This is a genomic window from Bacteroides sp. AM07-18, from assembly GCF_003602695.1.
GTDB lineage: Bacteria > Bacteroidota > Bacteroidia > Bacteroidales > Bacteroidaceae > Bacteroides > Bacteroides uniformis.
The window spans coordinates 90,813-115,283 of the sequence record NZ_QTLM01000001.1 but is presented as its reverse complement, the minus strand read 5'-3'; the positions used below and the strand labels follow the sequence as shown (position 1 = coordinate 115,283).

Sequence of the window (24,471 nt, the reverse complement as noted above, 5' to 3'; positions counted from 1 at the left end):
TGCCCGGAATTTCACCGGAAAATCCCTGAGATTCTCAGACAGCAGATAACGGACTACCCTTCCTGCTCCTCTTCATTGCCCGAAAGGATAGGCAGGCAAATCCTATACTTCACCGCCAGTATGCGGGTAACGAACACCGTCACACCGCCCACAATCTGACACACGAAAGACTCCATCCTCAGAAGATGGCACATCCAGTAGAAGGTTCCTCCCACCACACAAGCCATCGCATAAATCTCCTTCCGGAATATCAGCGGAATTTCGTTAATGAATACGTCACGTATCACACCTCCCGCAGCCCCGGTGATGCTGCCCATAATGATGGCCACCCAGAAGGGATAGCCCAGCGCGATGCTCTTGCCCACGCCGACCACCGTGAACAGTGCCAGGCCGATACTGTCGAATATGAAGAACGTATTGTGCAGATGGATGAGATGTTTACCGAAGAGGATGACCCACAACAAGGCCAGTCCGGTACAAATCAAGTAAATGGGATCCGTCATCCAGCCCGGGGTGACGTCCAGCAACAGGTCGCGTATCGTACCGCCGCCAATGGCCGTCACAAAACCCACCACATACGCTCCAAACCAGTCGAACCGCTTGGCCGAGGCCAGGCGTATGCCACTGATGGCAAAGGCAAATGTGCCAATGAAATCGAGTATCTGAACAAATGTTGGCATTATCACTTTGAGAATTAAAAATTATAAATTATAAATTAAACATTGAATAAGTGTGTATTTTCAACAGACACTCTGAAAATAATAGGCAAAGTAACAAATAATTTCCCTAAGAAAACGTATTTTTGTCGTATCATTTTTCACCAACTACGACAATGAGAATAACAATCGTATCGGGCGCACGCCCCAACTTCATGAAAATAGCCCCCATCTGCCGCGCCATCGACGCCGCCAGAGAGGCAGGAAAGAACATCTCCTACCGCATCGTCTACACCGGTCCGCAGGATGACACCAGCCTGGATGCCTCGCTCTTCTCCGACCTTTCCATGAGGAAACCGGATGCCTACCTCGGTGTCACCGGACACAACCACTCGCAGGTGGCAGCCTCCATCATGCTCGCCTTCGAGCGGGAGTTGGACGGGCATCCGGCACAAGTCGTACTGGTGGTAGATGACATGACCGCCACTATGAGCTGCTCCATCGTCGCCAAGAAGCGCGGACTGAAGGTGGCGCACGTCATAGCCGGCACACGCTCTTTCGACATGAACATGCCCCGCGAGGTGAACCGCACCATCGTGGACGCCATTTCCGACTATCTCTTCACCGCCGGCATGGTGGCCAACCGCAACCTCAACCAGGAGGGCATGATACCCGAATATATCCACTACGTGGGCAACATACTGATTGACACCATCCGTTTCAACCGCCACCGCCTGGTGCAGCCCATGTGGTTCTCCAGCCTCGGCCTGCGGAAAGGGAACTACCTGCTGCTCACCCTCAACCGCCGCGACCTGCTGGAGAAGAAAGCCGTACTGCACTCCCTGCTCCAGACCGTCATCGAGAAGGCCGGCGGCATGCCTATCGTCGCCCCGCTACACCCCTACGTGCAAAAGGCGGTGAAGTCGCTGGAAGTGAATGCTCCCAACCTGCACATCCTGCCTCCGCAGAGTTACCTGCACTTCGGATTCCTCATCAACCAGGCACGGGGCATCGTCACCGACTCGGGAAACATCGCCGAAGAAGCTACCTTCCTCGACGTCCCCTGCATCACCCTCAATACCTATGCCGAGCATCCCGAAACCTGGCGCATCGGTACCAACGAGCTGGTAGGCGAAAATTCCTTCGCCCTCTCCGCCTCGCTCGACAAGCTGCTGCACGGAGAATGGAAGCACACCACCCTGCCCGACCGCTGGGACGGACGAACGGCGGAACGCATCGTACAGACACTACTGAACGGCAACAATTCATAATCCTCCATAAATTCTATCCCAAGCTTGCAAACGTCTATCCCAAACCTACGGACGCTTATCCCAAGCTTGGGCTTTTCTATCCCAAGGCTTGGGATAGAACTTTCTCCATACGTTGTGCAACTTTATCCTTTATATCCGGCAACTTTTCTATAAGGATTCTGTACGTTTTTTATCTGTATCCGACAAACAAGACATACGACTTTCACGTTCATTTAACCATATCTCCCGTTTCTTTAGTCTATATTTGCTTCTTGATTAACCTTAATTTGTTAACTTTGCGCCCGAATTATCTGTAACTTATGAAGCAAAGATATACAATTTACGCCCTTTTCCTGCTGTCACTGTTCGTCTCCATCAGCGCATCCGCCCAGATAAAGGGTGTCATCACAGACTCCCTCACGAACGAACCGCTGATGTACATCACCGTACAGTATGAAGGGAAAGGTGTAGGCGGCATCTCCAACGCAAACGGTGAATACCAGGTGGAAACCCGCAAAGGCTGGGATGAGCTGACGTTCTCCGCCGTAGGCTATATCACCAAGAAAGTAAAACTGAAACCCGGCACCCGGGTGCTGAACGTCAAACTGCAATCGGATGACATCATGCTCTCCGAGGTCGTGGTGAAGCCCAAAAAGGAGAAATATTCCCGCAAGAACAACCCCGCCGTGGAGTTCATGAAGAAGGTCATCGAGAACAAGAAGGCGCTGAAACTGGAAGAGAACGACTACTACCAGTACCAGAAGTACGAAAAGATGAAGATGTCGCTCAACGACGTCACCCCTGACAAAATGGAGAAAGGCATCTACAAGAAATTCTCCTTCTTCAAAGACCAGGTGGAGGTATCACCCAAGACCAACAAAATGATTCTGCCCATCTCCATCAAGGAGACGGCCAGCAAGACCATTTTCCGTAAAAGCCCCAAAAGCGAAAAGACCATCATCGAAGGTATGAACTCCGCCGGTATCGAAGAGTTCTTCAACACCGGAGACATGCTGGGGACCATCCTTACGGACGTATTTTCCGACATCAACATCTACGACGACGACATCCGCCTGCTGCAACGCCGCTTCGTCAGCCCCATCGGCCGCGGAGCCATCAGCTTCTACAAATACTACTTGATGGACACGCTCATGGTGGATAGGCAGGAGTGCGTGCACCTCACCTTCGTTCCCCAGAACCCACAGGACTTCGGTTTCACGGGGCACCTCTACGTGGTGAAGGACTCCACCTATGCCGTGAAGAAATGTACCATGAACCTGCCCAAGAAGACGGGTGTCAACTTCGTGGAAAACCTCGACATCGTGCAGCAGTTCGAACAACTGCCCGACGGAAACTGGGTGCTGACCGATGACGACATGACCGTGGAACTGCACTTTGTGAAAGGCATCCAAGGCCTGGAAGTACAGCGGACCACCAAGTACAGCGACTATCAGTTCACGGAGATAGAACCCCGGCTCTTCCGCCTGAAAGGAAACGTCATCAAGGAGGCGAACATGCTTGCCAAGAGCGACGAGTATTGGGCGAAAGTGCGCCAAGTGCCCCTCACCAAGAAGGAGAGCACGATGGACGTATTCATGAACCGCATCGAACAGATTCCCGGCTTCAAGTACGTTATCTTCGGGGCGAAAGCCTTGATTGAGAACTTCGTGGAGACGGGCAGCAAGAACCATCCCAGCAAGTTCGACTTCGGTCCTATCAATACAATGATAACCAGCAACTACGTCAACGGCACGCGCTTCCGTCTGAGCGGTATGACAACCGGTAACCTCGACCCGCATTGGAGCCTGAGCGGTTACGGCGCCTACGGAACCAAGGACAAGAAATGGTTCTACTCCGGGCAGGTGGCCTACTCCTTCAACAAGCGCGAATACGTATTATGGGAGTTCCCGAAGCACTACATCGCCTTCAAGTACACCTACGACGTGATGTCTCCCATGGACAAGTACCTCGCCACGGACAAGGACAACTTGTTTGTCGGCTGGAAATGGACTACGGTAGACCAGATGTCCTACATGCGTGATGCCACGCTGACCTACGAGCTGGAAACCAATACCGGCTTCTCCGTACAGGCCATGGCACGCCACCGCAACGACCAGCCTGCGGGGCAACTGCAATACTGGAAGAACAACGGAGAAACACCCGGACAGTGGGATGAAAAGAATACGCTGGTGCACGACATCACCACTACCGAGCTGGGTGTGACCCTGCGTTACGCTCCTGGTGAAACCTTCGTCAACACCAAACAGCGCCGCGTGCCCGTATCGTTGGATGCGCCCACCTTCACCCTCTCCCACACCGCCGGATTCAAGGGTGTGCTGGGTGGAGAGTACAACTTCAACCTGACGGAAGCCAGCATCCGGAAGCGCTTCTGGTTCGGCTCGTGGGGTAAGCTGGACATTACGGCACGTGCCGGTGCGCAATGGAACACCGTCCCCTTCCCTCTGCTGAACCTGCCGATGGCGAACCTCTCGTACATCACGCAGAACAACGAATCGTTCAACCTCATCAACAACATGGAGTTCCTGAACGACCGCTATGCCTCGCTCAACCTGAGCTACGACATGAACGGAAAACTCTTCAACCGCATCCCGCTCATCAAGAAGCTGAAGTGGCGCGAGATGTTCCGTGTCCGCGGCCTGTGGGGCACGCTGACCGACAAGAACAACCCGTACAAGAGCAGTAACCCGGACTTGTTCCTCTTCCCCACGCGCGACGGTGTACCCACCAGCCACATCATGGACAAGACCCCCTATGTGGAAGCCAGCGTAGGTATCTACAACATCTTCAAGCTGCTCCATATAGAATATGTACGCCGGCTGACTTATACCGACATCCCCGGAACAAAGAACTGGGGAATACGATTCATGATATTGACAGTGTTTTGATTAGTAATTAGTTATTAGTGATTGGTGATTAATTATGGGATGAGTAATAATGATGAAAGAAAGTATATTAAAAGATAAATCGATGGATTTTGCAGTACGTATAGTAAACCTATACTATTATTTAAATGATAAAAGGCAAGAGAGAGTGATGTCTATCACACCCCAACAATACGATTCCCTCAATGAAGATTGTGTAATTCTTATAAAAATGATAACCGCTACTATCGTTACTTGCAAAAAGAACAACTCAAAACCACCAATCACCAATAACTAATCACTAATAACTAACAACCATGCCTCCATTAGCAGAACGGCTTCGACCAAGAACATTAGACGAATACATCGGACAGAAACATTTGGTGGGTCCGGGTGCGGTGCTGCGCAAAATGATTGACGCAGGACGCATATCCTCATTCATTCTGTGGGGTCCTCCGGGAGTGGGAAAGACAACCCTGGCACAGATTATCGCCAACAAGCTGGAAACCCCTTTCTATACGCTCAGTGCCGTGACCAGCGGCGTGAAGGATGTACGCGACGTGATAGAGCGTGCCAAGAGCAACCGTTTCTTCTCGCAAGCCAGCCCCATCCTCTTCATCGACGAGATACACCGTTTCAGCAAGTCGCAGCAAGACTCGCTGCTGGGTGCCGTGGAGCAAGGCACCGTGACGCTGATAGGCGCCACCACGGAGAACCCGTCGTTCGAAGTCATTCGCCCGCTGCTGTCGCGCTGCCAGCTCTATACCCTGAAGTCACTGGAGAAGGACGACCTGCTGGAACTGCTGCAACGCGCCATCACCACAGACACCGTGCTGAAGGAACGGAAAATAGAACTGAAAGAAACCACCGCCATACTCCGCTTCAGCGGAGGAGACGCCCGCAAGCTGCTCAACATTCTGGAACTGGTAGTGGAATCCGAAGCCGGAGAAACCGTCATTATTACCGATGACATGGTGACCGAGCGCCTTCAACAGAACCCTCTTGCCTATGATAAAGATGGAGAGATGCACTACGACATCATCTCCGCCTTCATCAAATCCATCCGGGGCAGCGACCCGGATGGCGCCATCTACTGGCTGGCACGTATGGTCGAAGGCGGTGAAGACCCTGCCTTCATAGCCCGCCGCCTCGTCATCTCCGCCTCCGAAGACATCGGACTGGCCAACCCCAACGCGCTGCTGCTTGCCAACGCCTGCTTCGACACGCTGATGAAGGTAGGATGGCCCGAAGGACGTATCCCCCTGGCAGAAGCCACCATATACCTTGCCACCAGCCCCAAGAGCAATTCGGCCTACATGGCCATCAACAACGCCCTGCAGCTGGTACGCGAAACGGGTAACCTCCCCGTACCCCTGCACCTGCGCAACGCGCCCACCAAATTGATGAAGCAATTGGGCTACGGCGAGAACTACAAGTACGCCCACGACTACCCCGGCAACTTCGTCAAGCAACAATTCCTGCCCGACGAATTGAAAGACCGCCGTATCTGGGAACCACAACTCAACCCTGCCGAGCAGAAGCATAAGGAACGGATGCAGCAACTCTGGGGAGGGGAAAAGAATTGGTAAGCTATCAATTCAAATTAAAAATTGAAAATTAAAAATTAAAAGTTGGAGATTAAAAGTCAGATACAGAAAATCTCCACAACAAATAACTCATAACTCCATGAATATAGTAGTATTAGACGGCTATGCCGCCAACCCCGGCGACCTTTGCTGGGACGAATTGCAAGCCTTGGGCGAGTGCACCATCTACGACCGCACCGCCCCTGCGGAAGTATTGGAACGCGCCGCCGGTGCAGAAATCCTGCTGACCAACAAAACTGTGCTCACCGCCGAACACATGGCCGCACTGCCCGAACTGAAGTATATCGGTGTGCTGGCCACCGGATACAACATCGTAGACACCGCTGCCGCCAAAGAACGCGGCATCATCGTCACCAACATTCCCGCCTACAGCACCGACTCCGTTGCCCAGATGGTCTTTGCCCATATACTGAACATCGCCCAGCAAGTGCAGCACCACTCCGAAGAGGTGCACCGGGGCCGCTGGACAGCAAGCAAGGACTTCTGTTTCTGGGACACGCCGCTCATCGAACTGCGCGAAAAGAAGCTCGGAATCGTAGGCCTGGGCCACACCGGTTTCACCACCGCCCGCATCGCCATCGGCTTCGGTATGAAGGTATGTGCCTACACCTCCAAGACCAACTTCCAGCTTCCTCCCGAAATCCGCAAGATGGAGCTGGACGAGCTGTTCCGCGAATGTGACATCATCAGCCTGCACTGTCCCCTCACCGACTCCACCCGCGAGATGGTAAATGCAGAACGGCTCCGACTGATGAAGCCCACCGCCATTCTCATCAATACCGGACGCGGCCCGCTCATCAACGAACAAGACCTTGCCAATGCACTTAACAACGGCACCATCTATGCCGCCGGCGTAGACGTACTCTCGCAAGAACCTCCCCGTGCCGACAATCCGCTGCTCTCCGCCCGCAACTGCTATATCACTCCGCACATTGCCTGGGCAAGCACCGCCGCGCGCGAACGCCTCATGCAGATTATGCTCGAGAACATCAAGGCCTACCAAGACGGTAAGCCGGTGAACGTAGTGAATAAATAAGCAAACAACATGGGAAAGTCCGCCGTAAAAGGTCTGTTCTACATCTGCCTGATAGCAGCGACATTTGTCTTGGCCACCATCACCATAGTGGCAGCCTTCTCAGGAAACGTGGCTCCGGTCGATTCCGTCATCATGCCATTACTGGGGCTGGCAGTGCCCGTACTCCTGATTGTCAATCTGATAACGGCACTCTGCTGGGCATTGGCCCATAAGCGCTGGGCACTGGTTCCGCTGGTGGCATTCTTCTGCAACTGGGGATATCTGACGTCTGTCTTCCAGCTCCACCTGCCGAAAGACAAGACCCTGGCAGGCAAGTATCTGAAGATAGCCACCTACAACATACACAACTTTGGAGGTGAAATTACCGGTTATTCCTGCAAGGAGATAGCCCGGTACATGCAGCAGGAGGGCGTGGATGTGCTATGCTTCCAGGAGTTCGGAGACAACAGTGACTTCCCCACGGACAGCATACGGCGCGTACTCTCGCATTGGTCACACGCGCTCATCCCTTCCGAAGACTCTGTCAAGGGCGTACTGCCTATCGCCGTATTCAGCCGTTATCCATTGGCGAACCACCGTTTCATCACTTACCAGCACAGCTCCAACTGTAGCATGATGTGCGATGTAGTGATGGGTACGGATACCATACGTCTGATAAACAACCACCTGCAGACCACCAGCGTCAGCCAGAAACGCAGGAAGTGGGAACGCGAGCTGGCCACCGACGACACCCGCCGCGAAGTCCAGGCAGCCAAAGATGCCGCAGGCACCCTGCACGAAAACTTCATGAAGCGGGCCACACAGACTTACGTCATCAGCCACTACGCTAAGACCAGCCCCTATCCCGTGCTGCTATGCGGCGACTTCAACTCAATACCTTCCTCCTACACCTACCACCATTTGAGGACAACCCTCAAAGACGGATTCCGCACTGCCGGAAACGGATACATGTACACCTACCGCTATGCCAAACGCATGTTACGTATTGACTACATCTTCCACTCCCCTAGCCTAAAGGGTATCGAATACTACTCTCCAGACCTGGATTTGTGCAGCGACCACAATCCAGTGATTATGGAGGTTGAAATACAATAAAGTAAAGAAATCCCAAAACAATAAGGGCTGTCCCGGAATCCCGGAACAGCCCTTGCCTTATCATATTCCGCCATTCAGCGGAGATTATCTGCACCCGATTAGTTGAACACGTAGCGGATACCGACTTGCAACTTCCAGCATTCGCTGTAGTTCTGATAGGTGTCGTAAGTCTTGGTAGGATATTCACCGTTCACTTTATACATGGAGAATACCGGAGTCAGGTCAGTAGCACTCTTCACCCCTTCATACTTCAGGATTCGGTTGCTGTTGGAAACGGTGTTGGTCTTGGAGATACCCCATTTGGAGTTGATGAGGTTACCCACGTTCATGATGTCGAAACTCAACTGGAAGCAATGCTTAGTCTTGCCAATCTTGAATTCGAAGTCCTCCAGCAGACGGAAATCGAAACGGTGTACCCACGGAGCGCGAGCGGCATAAGCCTCAGCATACTGTCCTTTGTGATTCTTCAGGTACGAATCCTGCTCTACGAATCTCCAGAAAGCAACGCGGTCTTCCTCTGTCTTGAAGTTGATTTCACTATCATCCTTCGGAATATACATCAGGTCGTTGTTGATGCCGTCGCCGTTCATGTCGTTGGTGTAGCAGAAGCTGTAACCGCCGGAAGAATAACCGGAATAGAACAGATTCAGGTGTGTGCCGCGAAGCAGGCCTTTGTGTCTGAAGGGAATGTAGTAGCCCACAGAAGCAATCACCTTGTCGGGAACCACATACTGTGAACGTTGTGCATCCACATAATTGGAACCGTCAATCGTGTTCAGTCCCTGCCAAGTAGAGATGGGGTCGCTGCCCGGAAGACCGGAAACTTCTTTGGACTCCGTGTGCGTATAGGCCAGCATCAGCATCAGGTCGTCCACCGGCTGGGCATTCACCGTGATGTTTGCCGTATAACCGTAACCTTTGGAAGTATTGTCGAGCACCACGGCATTCTTGCCATTGTAATGCACGAAGTCGCCTGCATATTTCACATTCTTGTCGGGGTTGTCATAAAGAGAATAAGAGTACACCATACGGTTATCCGCACCATTGAAACGTTGCATACCCGTATGCAGCAGTTCCGTAGTTGTCACCTCTTTTCCATCAGCGCCCTTGACGGTGGTCAGCTTATTGTACTTCCATTCGTCGGGGTTCTTGATGTTGATATTGTTGATGGTAACGGCATTCACATTCTTTGTAAACATGAACTCTCCCGTCACGGTCAAGGGGAAAGATACGGGTACCTGATAATCCACCGCGATAGACGACTTCCACACCTGTGGCATCTTGAAGTCCTTGGCCACACCCGAAATCTTGCTTCCCGCCACGTGTTTCTCAATCGTGGTGGGGAGGTTGAACTTGTCGATTATCTGGTTCATGTCCGTAATCATGCCGCCTGCCAACTGGTCCAGACGGGAATCGTGGCCCACCACTTTTCCATTGTCATATTGGGTCTTAAAGGTAACGGAGTTCTGTACCATAGAAGCATTGGTCGGCATATTGGTGAAGAAAACCAACGGCAGACGTCCCGTAAACACACCCGTACCTCCACGTACTTTCAGCGACTTGTCCTTGAACACATCCCAAACGAAACCTACACGGGGAGAAATCTGCCATCTGGAATCCGGCCACTTGCCGGTGTCGATGTGCTGCCCGTCGAAGTCGAGCTCATAGATGGCATCGTTTCTCTGGAGATCGTCGTTGTCGAACATCAAGTTGTCGAAACGGATACCGTAGGTCAGTTTCAGACTGTTGCCGAGATTCCATTCATCTTGGGCATAGAAGCCAAGCTGGTTAAAGGTAACCTGGGCATTGGGGTTGGCCACACCGTTGAAACCATAAGTCAAAGCGAATGATTCGGGAGCTGCGCCACTCAGGAAATCTTCCAGACTGTTGTAGCGATAGTATCCCGTACCGTTACGCATATAGGCGTTGTTGGCAAACTGGTGCTCGTAGCTAAGACCTGCCGTCAGCTTGTGGTTACCGGTGAAGAAGGTGAAGTTATCGGTAATGTTCGTAATCTTGTTCTTCACACCGTTGTTGTAGGTGAACAACTCGTAACCGGCGCTCATATACGGTTCCAGAATCTGGTTTCCGTTCTCGTCCTTGCCTGCCATGATGTCGATAAAAGGGAAAGGAGAAGAGTTGGTGCCGCGCATGTCCTCTATATTGGTGTAGGTGAACAGCAGCTGGTTGGAAATCTTATCGGTGAAGCGGCTGTTCAAATCTGCCGCCCAAGACTGCACTTTATTGTCCATGGAATACATGCTGTTGGCAAACGCCATAGACTGTGTACCTACGCGGTAAGTGTTGTTCAAACGGTATCCCGTATCGGAAGAGTTACCGTTCGGGGCATTCCAAGCTGTATTCTTCGTATTGTTGTAGCGGAGGCTCAAGCGATGGCGGTCCGTGATGTTCCAGTCGATGCGGGCCAGAATCTTGGTGTTCTCCTCGTCAGCAGGAAAACTTGTGTAAGAACCTGCGTCGTAGCCGTACTTGTCCTTCAGATGGTTGTACACCTTCTCCATATCCGACTTCAGCGTACGGGACACCATACCTTTTGCCTCTTCACCGTCCTCACGCGCGCGATACTTTATAACCTCTCCCGGAGTCTTCTCTTTTTCGTAGTTCACAAAGAAGAACAACTTGTTCTTGATGATGGGACCACCCAGCGTGAAGCCGTAGGTAGTCTTGGACTCATCGGAACGTGCTCCCAGGTCCTCGCCGTTGATGCGGTTACCGCGCATGTCCTGGTTGCGGTAATAGGTATAGGCAGTACCTCTGAATGTGTTCGTACCACTCTTGGTGATGGCATTGATGCCGCCGCCGATGAAGTTCGTCTGGCGTACGTCGAAGGGAGCCACCACTACCTGCACCTCTTCGATGGCATCCATGGAGATAGGGTTGCCGCCGCCGGGAAGGTTGGAGCTAAGTCCGAAGTTATTGTTGAAGTTGGCACCGTCGATAGTGAAGTTCGTGGAACGTCCGTCACCGCCGGCAAAACTCATGCCGTTAGCATAGGGAGAAAGGCGGGCAATGTCACTGATGCTGCGGTTCACGGTGGGAAGCTGCGTCATCTGTGCAGACGAGATATTGGTAGTGGCACCCGTCTTTTCAGCGGTGAACTTGGTCTTGGCAGCCGTCACAATCACTTCGTTCAGCAACTCGGAAGATTCACTCATCTCTACGTTCAGGTTGTATACCTCACCCAGCTGAAGGGTGATGTCCTTATAAATAACCGTCTGATAGCCGATGTAGGAAATCTCCACCCGGTAGGGACCACCGGTGCGCATACCCTGGATGGAATAGCGTCCGTCAACGTTGGTCACGGTTCCGTAGCGCGAACCGGAAGGCTGGTGAACAGCCTGGACAGTGGCGCCGATAATGGGCTCATTACTTGCATCCGTCACCTTACCTGCCATAGAGGCGGTGGTGACCTGCGCATTTACACCTACAGCAGCCAGTAGCAGTAGCGCTGTCAGTATAATTCTTACCTTCTTTAACATAATGTCTTTAAATTAGTTCTTTAAAACGTTATATTTCTTAAAACACCGGCAAAGATACGCAAATTTATATATAAAAAGGTTACATTACGATTACAAATTTTAAGAATCTATTCAACACAAGGAAGTATCACTGTGAAACGGCTTCCACGGCCCTCTTCGGAACGGAGCTCAATGCGTCCCCCCATCTTTTCGGCAATGAGCACGCAAATGGACAGCCCCAGTCCTACGCCTTGCGAGAACTCGCTGCGTTTGTAGAAACGCTCGAAAATCATCTTCTGCTCGCTGTGCGGAATGCCTACGCCGGTGTCTTCCACATAGAGATGTACCTCGCCCGTACCGGGCGGACAGCAGTAACCCAGTCGGATGCTGCCGGTCTCGGTGAACTTGTTGGCATTGTTCAGGAAGTTGGTGAGCACCTGCGTCAGACGCATGGAGTCCACGTCCACCTGCACATCCCAGACCGGGAAGTCCTTGACGAACTGCAACGGAGGATGGATGAGCAGGCTATGCGTCTGGTAGACGTCATCGAGCAGCTTACGCACACTCTCATGCTGGAAAGTGAACGAGAGGTTGCCCGACTCGATACGCGACAACTCCAGTATATCGCCCACCAGCTTCAGCAGCAGTTTGGTATTGGTGTTGATGATGTCCACAAACTCCTGCCGCTCTGCGTCGGAGAACTCCGGTTCGTTGGCCAGCATGTCCGAGAAGCCTACAATGGCATTGAGCGGAGTACGTATCTCGTGGCTCATGTTGTTGAGGAACGACTGTTTCAGTTCGGCCTGCTCCGCAAGCTCGCGGGACTCTATCAACTCCTGCTCGTGGTCTTTCAGTTCCTGGATGTTCTGCAGCAGTCCGGCTATGATGGGTGCGTGTCCGGGGGTGTGGATGGTATTGTAGCTGAACTCCCACCACTGGAACTCGCCGGTGAAGTTACAGCGGTACTGTCCCTTGTGGTGCGTACGTTCGTGCCTTGACGCTATGTTCTTGCGGAAAACGGGTAAGTCGCCGGGATGGATGTAGGGAGTGATTTCATTGAGCAGAAGACGACCGGAGCGGTGGTGAATAAGCTCGCAGAACTGCGAGTCGCAGGACACGGAATCTCCCTCCAGTCGCCAGGCGTAGGTAGAATTTCCTTCGATGGCCAGGCAGAGGGTCTCATGCTCGTAGAGGAGGTTTCGCAGTGCCTCACGCTTGCGTCTGCGTTCGCGCAGCAGGCTGAAGGAGAGCAAGACTATCACCGTCAGCACGAAGACTGCGCCCAAGATGGAACCGATAAGTATAGGATAGCGGTAGCGCTCCGAAAAAGGGATATACATCACAGTGTACTCTGCCGGAATGCTCTCGAGCGGGATGCCATACTTCTGCAGCACATGCCAGTTCAGCACGTACTGCTTGGCGCATTCCGTCACCTGCTGCCGGGGCATCCGCCCTTCGAGGCGTTCCTTGATACCGGTCGCCATGTATCTTATCTGGCTTTCCAGTGGAGTGAAATATCCTCCCAGCAAGTAGTCGGCAAAGCCGAAGCCCTCGTTGATGGTCTGAAACGTGGGATTGTCGAAGAGCATGCCCACACGCTTGGTGGTATAGTCTCGCTTGGTGTAGAGCAGCAACGTATTGTCGCCGCGTCCCAGCCACATCAGATGGCGTATCGCTATGGAGTCGCTCGTCATGCGCACAATCTTCGTGGTGTCCAGCAACACGTCTATGTTCTGCCGTTTCAGTATAGGGCTGATAGTCTCCCTCTCGCGCACACGGTGATAGGAGGAACCGGCAAAGTAAGCACCCTCGGTAGAGGTCACGATGGCGAACCCCTGCCCACGACACTGCTCATTCAACGCATGCCATATCTTGCGGTCCAGAAACACTTGTCCGTTCATCAGGCAGATGCGCGACTTTCCCATGATACTCTCTATCATGCGTATGGTACGCAAGTAATCGGGCGTGTCGGCATAGCCCGTGATGTTGGGGTATTGCAGGAGCAGAGATATGTTGGGATAGTTCACACCGCTGAACACAACGGGTATTTCATGCGCCAACGGGTGTCTGCATGCCATCAGCGCATAGGCAGCCTGGTCGTCGAGCACGGCTATCAACTCGGCTCCCCAGGCAGAGAGGTCGTCCACGAAACCGGCCATACGGAGGTTTTCTGCCTCCTCCATGTAGCGGTCGCAGTCCAGATAGTATTCGCGTACATCGCAGTCCAAGCCGAGAAGGCTGAACTCTTTTTGCAACAGTTCCAGAGCCTTCGCAGCAGGCGGATAGCCCGGCTCGAAAGAGTGTATCAGCGCAATACGCCGTGTCTCCGCATGGGCAGGGTGTGCACACACGAGGCAGAGAGAAAGAATCAATATGTATCCGGCAACTGCCTTTATGTGCTTCATATCCGGAAGGTCCTTTTCGACTTGTACCAGCAAAGATACGAATGTTTTTTAAGAATAATGGACTATTTCTTCTGTTTCTGTAACAAAGAATACGTTTTCTTAAATCATTGACACATCCCAACTTATCTTTCAGAGGATTTACCGAATATCCCTAAAGAACCGATTCTTCGTCCAGTATTCCAAAGTGGAGGTCTATTTGTCCTTGACCTTCGGCAACACCGCATTCAGTACCATATATCCCAACATACCGGCAACAATCGTTCCCAGCAATACACCAAACTTCGCCTGGTTCAGCAGATCCGGATATTCTCCTGCAAAAGAAAGGTTGGCAATAAATAAAGATACCGTAAAGCCAATACCCCCCAACAAGGATACTCCGGCAACACTTCTCCAATTCATTCCCGGAGGCATTGAGGACAAACCACTCTTGACCGCCAGCCAGGTAAACAGAAAAATACCGATAAACTTGCCAAGAAGCAATCCTGCAGCCACCGCTATACTAACAGCTCCAACAACGCCACCGCCTCCACTGAACACCACACCGGCATTGGCAAAGGCAAAGAGCGGCAGTATCACAAAGTTTACCGCACCATGCAAATTGTCTTCCAGGGATTGCAAAGGACTAATTACATGATCAGAAGCGCGCTCCACTTGTTTTAGAGTGGCAATCTGCTCATTGGTCAATATAATATTATCTGATTTGGTAACCGGAAAATCACCGATAATGTCGCGGATGCGTTTAATGTATTTCCCGGCATCCAAACGGGGACGGGCCGGTATTACAAAGGCCAGTATCACTCCGGAAATAGTGCTGTGAATGCCCGACTGAAGGAACAAATACCAAATAATTACCCCGATAAGCAGGAAGAATATCTTCTGTGTCATACCGAATTTCCCCATATAGTAAAGGAAGAAATAAAGGACAGCAGCTACAATAAGATATCCGTATGCCACTTCGGAACTATAGAAAATGGCAATAACCAGAATACCGCCAATATCATCGACCACTGCAAATGCCGTCAGGAAAATTTTCAGGCTCAAAGGCACCCGTTTACCCAGCAGACTGAGTACACCCAATGAAAAAGCAATATCCGTAGCCATCGGTATAGCCATACCGCGCGTTTCCGGAGTACCCTGAACGACCAAAAGTGAATAGACAATGACCGGCACCAGCATACCGCCACATGCCGCTACAAAGGGTAAAGAGGCCTTACGAAAGGAAGAAAGTTCACCCACCAGCAGTTCCCGCTTTATCTCCAACCCCACAGCCAGAAAGAAAACAGTCATCAGGCAGTCGTTTATAAACTCAATCATTTTCAATGGATGACCGCCATGGGAGAACAAGTTGAAGTCTCCGATGCGCAGATGCAGTTCCTGCAAAAGAAAGCCCTGATACAACGGAGCCATTGGTGAATTAGCAATAACGGCCGCCAAAATAGCCATCAAAAACAGCAAGATGCTCGCCGCTATATTCAGCGACGAGAAGTTTTTCACAGTACGTAAAATAATCATAAAGAAGTATATTTGATTTAAGATTTCATCCTTTCGACATCAATCCAGCTTCAAGACTGCCAGGAACGCTTTCTGAGGTACCTCCACATTACCAATCTGTTTCATACGCTTCTTACCTCTCTTCTGTTTCTCAAGCAATTTTCGTTTACGGCTCACGTCACCTCCATAACATTTGGCCGTTACGTCCTTACGCACAGCCTTAATCGTTTCCCGGGAAATAATCTTGGCACCGATAGCAGCCTGAATGGCGATATCGAACTGCTGTCTCGGAATCAGGTCTTTCAACTTCTCGCACATCCGGCGTCCCAACTCGTAGGCATTGTCAAAGTGTGTCAAGGTAGAAAGAGCATCCACCGGCTCACCGTTCAGCAAAATATCCAGCTTCACCAGTTTGGAAGGGCGGAAACCGTGGGGATGATAGTCAAAAGAGGCATATCCCTTGGAGATACTCTTCAATTTATCATAAAAATCGATGACTATTTCGCCAAGAGGCATGTCATAGTATATTTCTACGCGGTTACCTGAAATATATTCCTGCTTCACCAGCTCGCCACGCTTGCCCAGGCAAAGAGTCATGATAGGACCGATGTAATCAGTGGTGGTAATCACCGAAGCACGGATATAGGGCTCCTCAATACGGTCTATCATGGTAGGGTCGGGCATGCTGCCGGGGTTATGCACTTCGGTCATATTTCCCTGCTTGTCATAGATATTGTAGGAAACGTTGGGCACGGTGGTGATAACGTTCATGTCAAATTCACGGTCAAGGCGTTCCTGCACAATCTCCATATGGAGCAGCCCAAGGAAACCGCAACGGAAACCAAAGCCCAAAGCCAATGAAGACTCAGGCTGGAAAGTCAGCGAAGCATCATTCAACTGCAGCTTCTCCAAAGAAGAACGCAGGTCCTCGAAATCTTCCGCCTCGATGGGGTACACACCGGCAAAAACCATCGGCTTCACTTCCTCAAAACCGGCGATGGCCACTTCGCAAGGACGGGCAATATGCGTAATCGTATCACCTACTTTCACTTCCTTAGAGGTTTTGATACCCGAGATGATATAGCCCACATCCCCCGTACGCAACTCCGGACGTGGCATCATTTCCATTTTGAGCACTCCGATTTCATCCGCATCATATTCCTTGCCTGTATTGAAGAATTTCACTTTATCCCCTTTACGAATCACACCGTTCACTATCTTGAAATATGCAATGATACCACGGAAAGAATTGAAGACAGAATCGAAAATCAACGCCTGCAACGGAGCTTCCTCGTCACCCTCCGGATGAGGGATACGCTCAATGACCGCAGTCAGAATCTCTTCCACTCCCATGCCTGTTTTGCCGGAAGCACGGATAATCTCATCACGCTTGCAGCCCAACAGTTCAACGATTTCGTCCTCCACTTCCTCGGGCATGGCGCTTGCCATGTCACATTTGTTGATGACGGGGATAATCTCCAAATCATGCTCAATCGCCATATAGAGGTTTGAAATGGTCTGCGCCTGCACTCCTTGCGAAGCATCTACAATAAGCAAGGCTCCTTCACAAGCGGCGATGGAACGTGACACCTCGTACGAGAAGTCCACGTGTCCCGGAGTGTCTATCAAGTTCAGAATATACTTTTCACCTTTATAGGTATACTCCATTTGTATGGCATGGCTCTTGATGGTGATACCTCTTTCCTTCTCAAGGTCCATGTCATCCAGCATCTGTCCGTTAGTTACTTGTATAGTATTGGTAAATTCCAGCAGACGGTCTGCCAAGGTTGATTTACCGTGGTCGATATGGGCAATAATGCAAAAATTTCGTATATTCTTCATTGTCAATAACTATCTATTAATTGGGTGCGCAAAGATAATGAAAACAGAGCAAATAAAAAAAATGCGTTGATAACATATTCATGTACCAACGCATCTTTTTATAACATTCCAATCAATTCCTCGCTTAGTTCAGCTTTACAAACAATTCGCCTTCCACTTCAGAAGTAGAAACCTTGTCTTCTCTTAACAACCAGCCCAATCCCAGGAAGAAGTCCTTGTCGATCAGTTTAGTTGCTTTCTTGATTTGCTTGTGAGTCAAGCCATCTGTGCCATTCAGTGCAGTCCAAATCTGTCCTGCAACATTACCAGCTTTTTCTTTTAACATTTCTATTTGCTTTTAGTTAAACGTTATCCTCATCTCCAAAGATAGAGATGTCGGTGTTTTTATATCGCTGCAAAGATAGGTATATTTATGTTATACAACACGTTATTAGGCACTTTTTTTCTTACTAAGGAGTAAAAAAGTTCTTTTTTCTTACTTTGAGGACGTTTTTTCCAGGTATTCGGTCCAAATTTGGGCAGCTACCTCTACCATCCTGGCACACGGGCGTTTAGCATAATACTGCTCGGTACGGGCTTCCGGAACGGACGAACCTTCCGGTTTTCTCAACCCCAACAATTCAGCACATATCAAAGAGCCGTTCCGTTTCTTGAACTCAGCAGCCAGCTCCTGCACCAACGCATAGTTTGCCGCCTTACCTTCACGGTCCTTGCCTTCCACAGCTCCTTTTTCCAATCCGGCCAATAGGAACATGCCGCATGCAGCACCGCATGTCTGCCTCATACGACCTATGCCACCACCAAAAGAGGCGGACATCCGGAAAGCCTGCTCTTCTGTAAAACCATACATATCTGCAAAAGCTCCCACTACCGACTGCGAGCAGTTATAGCCACTCTTGAAAAGCTCCACAGCTTTTTCTATTCTGTCTTTTGTTTCCATAATCATTCTGTAATTTCCAACAACATCGGGCAATGGTCCGAGTGGACAACGTCACCCAATATTCTCGCTTCCTTCAACATCGGGCGCACCGGCTCACTCACCATACAATAATCAATGCGCCACCCTTTGTTCTTGGCACGTGAATTAAAGCGATAGCTCCACCACGTATATTCCTGCTTGTCGGGATGAAGCCAACGGAAGGAATCTATGAATCCCGCATTGAGAAAGCGCGTCATCCACTCCCGCTCTTCAGGCAGGAAGCCACTGTTAGTAGCATTCCTGATAGGGTCATGAATATCCATTGCCTCATGGCAGATATTATAATCACCGCAAAGAATGAGTTTAGGACGCGTACGTTCCAGCTCCAATACATATTCCTGGAATTTCTCCAACCAGACCATCTTAAAGGCCTGGCGTTCATCACCGCTGGTACCGGAAGGATGATAAACACTCACAACGGACACATCGCCGAAGTCGGCACGGATAAAGCGCCCTTCGTTATCGTATTCTTCGATACCCATACCATATTCCACATGGTCCGGTTCTTGCTTGCTCAGAATAGCGACTCCACTATACCCTTTCTTCTGTGCAGAATATAGATAATGCTTATACCCCAAAGCATCCAGCGCTTCCGTCGGATACTGTTCCGGTTGCAGCTTCGTTTCCTGCAAACAAAGCACATCCGGCTGCTCTTGTGCCAGCCACTCGGGAAAACCTTTTGTCACGGCAGCCCGTAGCCCATTTACGTTATATGTAATAATCTTCATACTTATTTGATTTCTTAGAAATGAATTATTCAAGATGTCAACTCGGATACCAGCAGCATGATATTCAGCACAGTGACCACCGCAGCAATGGCGTAAAGTACAAATGTACTCCATTTACTGTTTACATACTGCCCCATCACTTTGCGTGAAGAAGTCAGTCCCACTTGCAGGAAAACCGTGAACGGCAGCTGGATGCTCAGTATCATCTGTGAAATCAGCAGTCCTTTGAACGGGTCTCCGATAAAGAAAATCAGCAGCAGCGCAATGCCCAGCGACAGAATCACCCCCACCTGCGAGTGACTGTCTTTGATATGATAGGATTCTCCGAAAATACCGGCAAAGATAGAACCTGCCGCCATACCGCTGGTTATGGTGGAAGATATACCCGCCATCAGTAATGCCAATGCAAAAACCACGGCAGCACTATTCCCCAGCAACGGCTCCAGCAAGGATTTGGCCTGCTGCAACTCTTCCACCTGAATGCCGCTTTTAAAGAAAGTTGCCGCAGCCAGCAGTATCATGGCACTGTTGATGGCCCATCCCACAATCATAGAGAACAGCGTGTCGAACAATTCATATTTCAACACCTTACGGATGGATGCATCATCTTTCTTATTATATTCATGGCTCTGTATCACTTCCGAGTGCAGAAACAGATTATGCGGCATCACCACCGCACCGAGCACACTCATGATAATCAGCATGCTCCCATGCGGGAACGAAGGTGTCACCCACCCTTGTGCGGCCAGCGGCCAATCTATCTTCACCAGAAACAGCTCATAGATAAAGGAGAGCCCGATGACCGAAACAAAAGCAATGATGGAACGTTCTATCTTCTTGTAGGAATTAGTGAAAAGCATGACGACTACAAATACGGTAGTCAAGATAGAGCCCCATATGATGGGAATGTCAAACAGCATCTGCAAAGCGATGGCACCTCCCAATATCTCTGCCAGCGAAGTCGAGATGGAAGCCAATACCGCTGTACCCAATATGGGACGCGACACCCAGGAAGGAGTATATTTGGTAGCGGCTTCGGACAAGCACAAGCCGGTTACAATTCCCAGATGCGCCACATTATGCTGCAATACAATCAGCATGATAGTGGATAAAGTCACGACCCACAGCAATGAATAGCCAAATTCAGACCCTGCCGCAAAATTAGATGCCCAGTTCCCCGGGTCAATAAAGCCCACAGTCACCAGCAGTCCGGGACCTATATATTTAAAAACGTCCAGACCGCCCAGATAGCGTTTGTGGTCTCTCCGTTTCAAGTCTTTAAAAATATTCTTCATTGTATCTGTTCAATTAAGAGCGTAAAAATACTCAAATAATAACAAATACCTCCATGTTAGGTTCAAAAAAAGCCCCTGGCATCTTTCAATGTCAGGGGCTCTCATCCATTCTTTCAGGCAGGAGGCTCAATACCCCATCTCGTGCAATGCCTTGCACAATTGGTCGGGGCAGGAAGTGGAACGTCTTCCGCAGCGAATTCCTTCCAAATGGGCAATCACCGCATCTACCGGCATGCCTTTCACCAAACGTGAAAGTCCTTGCAGGTTTCCATTACATCCACCCCAAAATGCCACTTCTTTCACAATACCATCTTCCACATCCAGTTCGATGTTACTGCTACACGTACCTTGCGTCTTGTATGTATATGTCATTATTCTCCGCCTTCTTCCGGTTTCATGTTAGTATAAACCGTCTGTACATCATCAAACTCTTCGAGACGCTCTATCATTTTGTCGATGGTTTCGCGTTGCTCGGGAGTCACATCCTTCATATCGTTCGGGATATAGGTAAACTCACCGCCGACATCTTCAAAACCGCACTCTTCCAAATGTTTCTGGATAGCTGCATAGCTTTTCGGATCACCATAAATAGTGATAGTACCTTCTTCTTCATCCTCTTCGTAGTCTTCCTCCACGTCATAGTCTATCAAGTCAAGAATGAGTTCCTCCATATCGATACCGTCTTTCTTCTTGAAAGTGAACACACACTTGTGGTCAAACAAGAAAGCCAGTGAACCCATTGTTCCCAAGTTACCGCCGAACTTGTTGAATACGGAACGCACATCGGCTACTGTACGGGTAGTGTTATCGGTCAGTGTATCCACAAAAACAGCTACACCGTGAGGACCGTATCCTTCATAAGTCATACCCTTATAGTCGCTCTGGTCCTTACCCATCGCATTCTTGATAGCACGTTCAATATTATCCTTCGGCATGTTTTCACGCTTACAAGTAGCGATAACCGAACGCAGTGTCGGGTTGTTTTCCGGCTCCGGACCGCCGGCCTTCACCGCAATAGCAATTTGTTTACCCAGTCTTGTAAAGGTCTTTGCCATGTGACCCCATCTTTTCAATTTGGCAGCTTTTCTATATTCAAACGCTCTTCCCATTGGAACTGTATTTTAAATTATGAATTATAAATTCTAAATAATGAATCAACGCAGCTTGGCATTCAACTTGTCCTCCAGGTTCTTCACCAGTTTGGACATAATCTTGTCAATCTGCTTATCGTTCAACGTGGCATTCTCATCCTGCAGCAAGAAGCTCACCGCGTAACTCTTCTTACCGGCTTCCAGATTCTTACCCTCATAAACGTCGAAGAGAGAAACCTCCTTCAGCAGCTTTTTCTCCGTCTCGTAGGCAATCTTCTCAATTTCCGCAAACTGCACTTTCTTGTCGAGCAGTAACGCCAAGTCGCGTTTCACGGCAGGGAACTTGGAGATTTCCGTATAGCTCACCTTCACATTGCGGATGGCCTTCAGCAATTCTTTCCAGTTGAAATCGGCATAGTAAACCTCGTTGTCAATATCGAATGCCTTCAGCAGCTTCTTTGTTACAATACCGAAAGTAGCCAACCGCTTTCCACCCCTTGTCTGTACGGATAAACCGGCAGCATAGATGTCATCAGTCAGATTGCCGACAACCAAATCATGCATGTGCAGCCCCAATCTGGCAAAAACATTCTCAACGTATGCCTTCAGCTCATATACCGAGCTGTTCTCGTCCGGATGAGCCCATGAGTTGGTCACCCTCTTGCCAGTCACCCACAAACCAAGATGATAGTCTTCGGAATAAGCGGCAAGCACTTTCTCCGGATTCTTCTTTTCCTCGTTGAAGTGATAACAATTACCGAATTCAAAGAATTTCAGGTCTGCATTCTTACGGTTGGCGTTGTGCGAGATGCTTTCCAATCCACCGAAAAGCAGTGTCTGACGCATGGCATTCAAGTCTGCACTCAACGGATTCAGCAACATTACCAGATTCTTCGACGGATAAGACTCCAAGTTGTCATAGTAAGCGGCACGCGTCAACGAGTTATTCAGAATCTCATTGAAACCACAGCCCACCAGCTGCTCGGCAACCAAGTTCTGCAGTTTGTTGGATTTATCATATTCACCCTTGGTAGTCAGACAAGACTTCAAGGTAGTCGGAATCTCCACATTATTATATCCGTAGATACGCAGGATATCCTCTATTACATCGCAATCGCGCTGCACGTCCACACGGTAAGGAGGAACATCCAGTGTAAGCCCTTCGGCTGTCTCGTCTACAATCTTCATTTCCAGACTTGTCACGATGCTCTTGATGGTATCCACCGGAATAACTTTACCAATCAGTGAGTTCACTTTCTCATAGGCAAGTTCCACACGGAAATCCTTGGCAGGAGCGGCGCACACATCTTTTATTTCAGAAGAAATGGTACCTCCGGCAAGTTCCTTTACCATCAAAGCAGCCAGCTTCAGGCAGTAAATAGTGGCATTCGGGTCAATACCTCTTTCAAAACGGAAAGAAGCATCTGTGTTCAATCCATGACGACGGGCTGTCTTGCGCACCCATGTGGGATGGAAGTAAGCACTTTCAAGGAACACATCCTTGGTGGTTTCCGTAGAACCGGAATCCAGACCGCCGAACACACCGGCAATACACATCGCCTCTTCCTTGTTGCAAATCATCAGGTCGCGTTCGTTCAATTTACGCTCCACGCCATCAAGAGTTACAAACGGAGTACCTTCCGGCATGGTCTTTACAATCACCTCACCGCCTTTAATCTTATCCGCATCGAAGCAGTGCAGCGGCTGGCCGAAAGCATGAACGATATAGTTGGTAATATCCACCACATTATTGATAGGACGCAGGCCGATAATACGCAACTTGTTCTGCAACCATTCGGGGCTTTCTTTTACTGTAACCCCTTTCACCGTAACGCCGGCATATCGGGGACATGCTTCGCTGTTCTCTACAGTTACTTTAATATCCAAGTCGTGATTTTCTACCGCAAAAGCGTCTACCAAAGGTTTCTTCAAGGTAGCCTGCTTACCGTTCTGTATCAAGTAGGCGTACAAGTCGCGTGCCACCCCATAATGTGAGCAAGCATCAGCACGGTTGGGAGTGATGTCCACTTCCAGTACGTAATCGCTCTTGATGTTATAGTAGTCCTTGGCAAGCGTACCCGGAACAGCTGTCTCCGGCAGTACGATGATGCCTGCGTGGTCCGTACCGATACCGATTTCATCCTCAGCACAAATCATGCCGACAGATTCCACGCCACGAAGTTTTGATTTCTTGATGGTAAAACATTCGTCACCGTCATACAGTTTTGTACCCAACGTGGCTACTACCACTTTCTGTCCGGCAGCTACATTCGGAGCGCCGCATACAATCTGCACGGGTTCACCTTGTCCCAGGTTCACCGTAGTGACGTGCATATGGTCTGAGTTAGGATGAGCTTCGCATGTCAGCACTTCGCCGATGACCAGTCCTTCCAGTCCGCCTTTAATGGTTTGCACCTCTTCCACACTTCCCGTTTCCAGTCCGATGGAGGTCAGTGCCGCAGCAACTTCATCCGGTGTCAAATCGAAATCGACATACTCTTTCAACCAATTATAAGAGATATTCATATCATTATATTTTTATTGTTTCCAAAAGTGACCTGCAAAGGTAATAAGATTTTTTGGTTGGCAGGGAATTATAAATGAAGAAAATAACAAAAAGGCGATGAAGTGCTTT

At 49.9% G+C, this 24,471-nt stretch carries 17 protein-coding genes; 5 read left to right on the top strand and 12 right to left on the bottom strand.

From position 1 onward, the window contains the following. Positions 1 to 53 precede the first annotated feature (53 nt). The gene (locus DW096_RS00505) at positions 54 to 680 is read right to left on the bottom strand and encodes a trimeric intracellular cation channel family protein (RefSeq protein ID WP_005828294.1); all 627 of its coding nucleotides are present in this window, start codon (positions 678 to 680) and stop codon (positions 54 to 56) included. A 152-nt stretch (positions 681 to 832) separates the two neighbouring features. On the opposite strand from DW096_RS00505, the gene DW096_RS00500 reads away from it, so the two are divergent. From DW096_RS00500 to DW096_RS00475, 5 genes are all read left to right on the top strand, one after another. Beyond that, entirely contained in the window at positions 833 to 1,927 is a 1,095-nt protein-coding gene (locus DW096_RS00500; protein ID WP_022401058.1) for a UDP-N-acetyl glucosamine 2-epimerase, read from the top strand. Between the two features lie 299 nt (positions 1,928 to 2,226). Continuing rightward, positions 2,227 to 4,812: a DUF5686 and carboxypeptidase-like regulatory domain-containing protein gene (locus DW096_RS00495; RefSeq protein ID WP_118930831.1), complete on the top strand. Its 2,586-nt coding sequence runs from the start codon at positions 2,227 to 2,229 to the stop codon at positions 4,810 to 4,812. 293 nt (positions 4,813 to 5,105) lie between these two features. After that, complete coding sequence (locus DW096_RS00485; RefSeq protein WP_120028630.1) at positions 5,106 to 6,377, top strand: replication-associated recombination protein A; 1,272 nt, start codon at positions 5,106 to 5,108, stop codon at positions 6,375 to 6,377. A gap of 97 nt (positions 6,378 to 6,474) precedes the next feature. Next, the gene (locus DW096_RS00480) at positions 6,475 to 7,431 is read left to right on the top strand and encodes a D-2-hydroxyacid dehydrogenase (protein ID WP_118930832.1); all 957 of its coding nucleotides are present in this window, start codon (positions 6,475 to 6,477) and stop codon (positions 7,429 to 7,431) included. 9 nt (positions 7,432 to 7,440) lie between these two features. After that, positions 7,441 to 8,526: an endonuclease/exonuclease/phosphatase family protein gene (locus DW096_RS00475; RefSeq protein ID WP_118930833.1), complete on the top strand. Its 1,086-nt coding sequence runs from the start codon at positions 7,441 to 7,443 to the stop codon at positions 8,524 to 8,526. A gap of 98 nt (positions 8,527 to 8,624) precedes the next feature. On the opposite strand, the gene DW096_RS00470 is transcribed toward DW096_RS00475, so the two are convergent. The 11 genes from DW096_RS00470 to pheT all read right to left on the bottom strand — a co-directional run bounded on the left by DW096_RS00470 (position 8,625) and on the right by pheT (position 24,362). Continuing rightward, positions 8,625 to 12,026: a TonB-dependent receptor gene (locus DW096_RS00470; protein ID WP_118930834.1), complete on the bottom strand. Its 3,402-nt coding sequence runs from the start codon at positions 12,024 to 12,026 to the stop codon at positions 8,625 to 8,627. A gap of 107 nt (positions 12,027 to 12,133) precedes the next feature. After that, positions 12,134 to 14,410 (bottom strand): HAMP domain-containing sensor histidine kinase, encoded by a 2,277-nt coding sequence (locus tag DW096_RS00465; RefSeq protein WP_120028681.1) that lies wholly within the window; start codon positions 14,408 to 14,410, stop codon positions 12,134 to 12,136. Positions 14,411 to 14,602: 192 nt separating this feature from the next. Then, positions 14,603 to 15,922, bottom strand: coding sequence for a Na+/H+ antiporter NhaA (nhaA, locus tag DW096_RS00460; RefSeq protein WP_008663230.1), 1,320 nt, complete (start codon positions 15,920 to 15,922; stop codon positions 14,603 to 14,605). Between the two features lie 39 nt (positions 15,923 to 15,961). Next, the gene (gene lepA / locus DW096_RS00455; RefSeq protein ID WP_022401063.1) at positions 15,962 to 17,743 is read right to left on the bottom strand and encodes a translation elongation factor 4; all 1,782 of its coding nucleotides are present in this window, start codon (positions 17,741 to 17,743) and stop codon (positions 15,962 to 15,964) included. Positions 17,744 to 17,867: 124 nt separating this feature from the next. Further along, on the bottom strand, positions 17,868 to 18,068 hold the full coding sequence (locus DW096_RS00450) for a winged helix-turn-helix domain-containing protein (protein ID WP_005828272.1): 201 nt from the start codon (positions 18,066 to 18,068) through the stop codon (positions 17,868 to 17,870). 150 nt (positions 18,069 to 18,218) lie between these two features. Then, positions 18,219 to 18,689 (bottom strand): C-GCAxxG-C-C family protein, encoded by a 471-nt coding sequence (locus DW096_RS00445; RefSeq protein WP_022401337.1) that lies wholly within the window; start codon positions 18,687 to 18,689, stop codon positions 18,219 to 18,221. Continuing rightward, positions 18,686 to 19,450, bottom strand: coding sequence for an exodeoxyribonuclease III (locus DW096_RS00440; RefSeq protein ID WP_120028629.1), 765 nt, complete (start codon positions 19,448 to 19,450; stop codon positions 18,686 to 18,688). Before DW096_RS00440 ends, DW096_RS00445 begins: the two co-directional genes overlap by 4 nt. Positions 19,451 to 19,479: 29 nt before the next feature. Beyond that, a complete protein-coding gene (locus DW096_RS00435) occupies positions 19,480 to 20,745 on the bottom strand; it encodes an Nramp family divalent metal transporter (protein ID WP_005836422.1) in 1,266 nt (421 codons plus the stop codon). Positions 20,746 to 20,871: 126 nt separating this feature from the next. Next, positions 20,872 to 21,117 (bottom strand): TIGR03905 family TSCPD domain-containing protein, encoded by a 246-nt coding sequence (locus DW096_RS00430; protein WP_120028628.1) that lies wholly within the window; start codon positions 21,115 to 21,117, stop codon positions 20,872 to 20,874. Then, positions 21,117 to 21,854: a YebC/PmpR family DNA-binding transcriptional regulator gene (locus DW096_RS00425; RefSeq protein ID WP_005828265.1), complete on the bottom strand. Its 738-nt coding sequence runs from the start codon at positions 21,852 to 21,854 to the stop codon at positions 21,117 to 21,119. Before DW096_RS00425 ends, DW096_RS00430 begins: the two co-directional genes overlap by 1 nt. Positions 21,855 to 21,899: 45 nt before the next feature. Beyond that, positions 21,900 to 24,362 carry a phenylalanine--tRNA ligase subunit beta gene (gene pheT, locus DW096_RS00420; RefSeq protein ID WP_120028627.1) on the bottom strand — a complete coding sequence of 821 codons (2,463 nt, stop codon included), beginning with the start codon at positions 24,360 to 24,362 and terminating at the stop codon, positions 21,900 to 21,902. Positions 24,363 to 24,471: the final 109 nt, after the last annotated feature.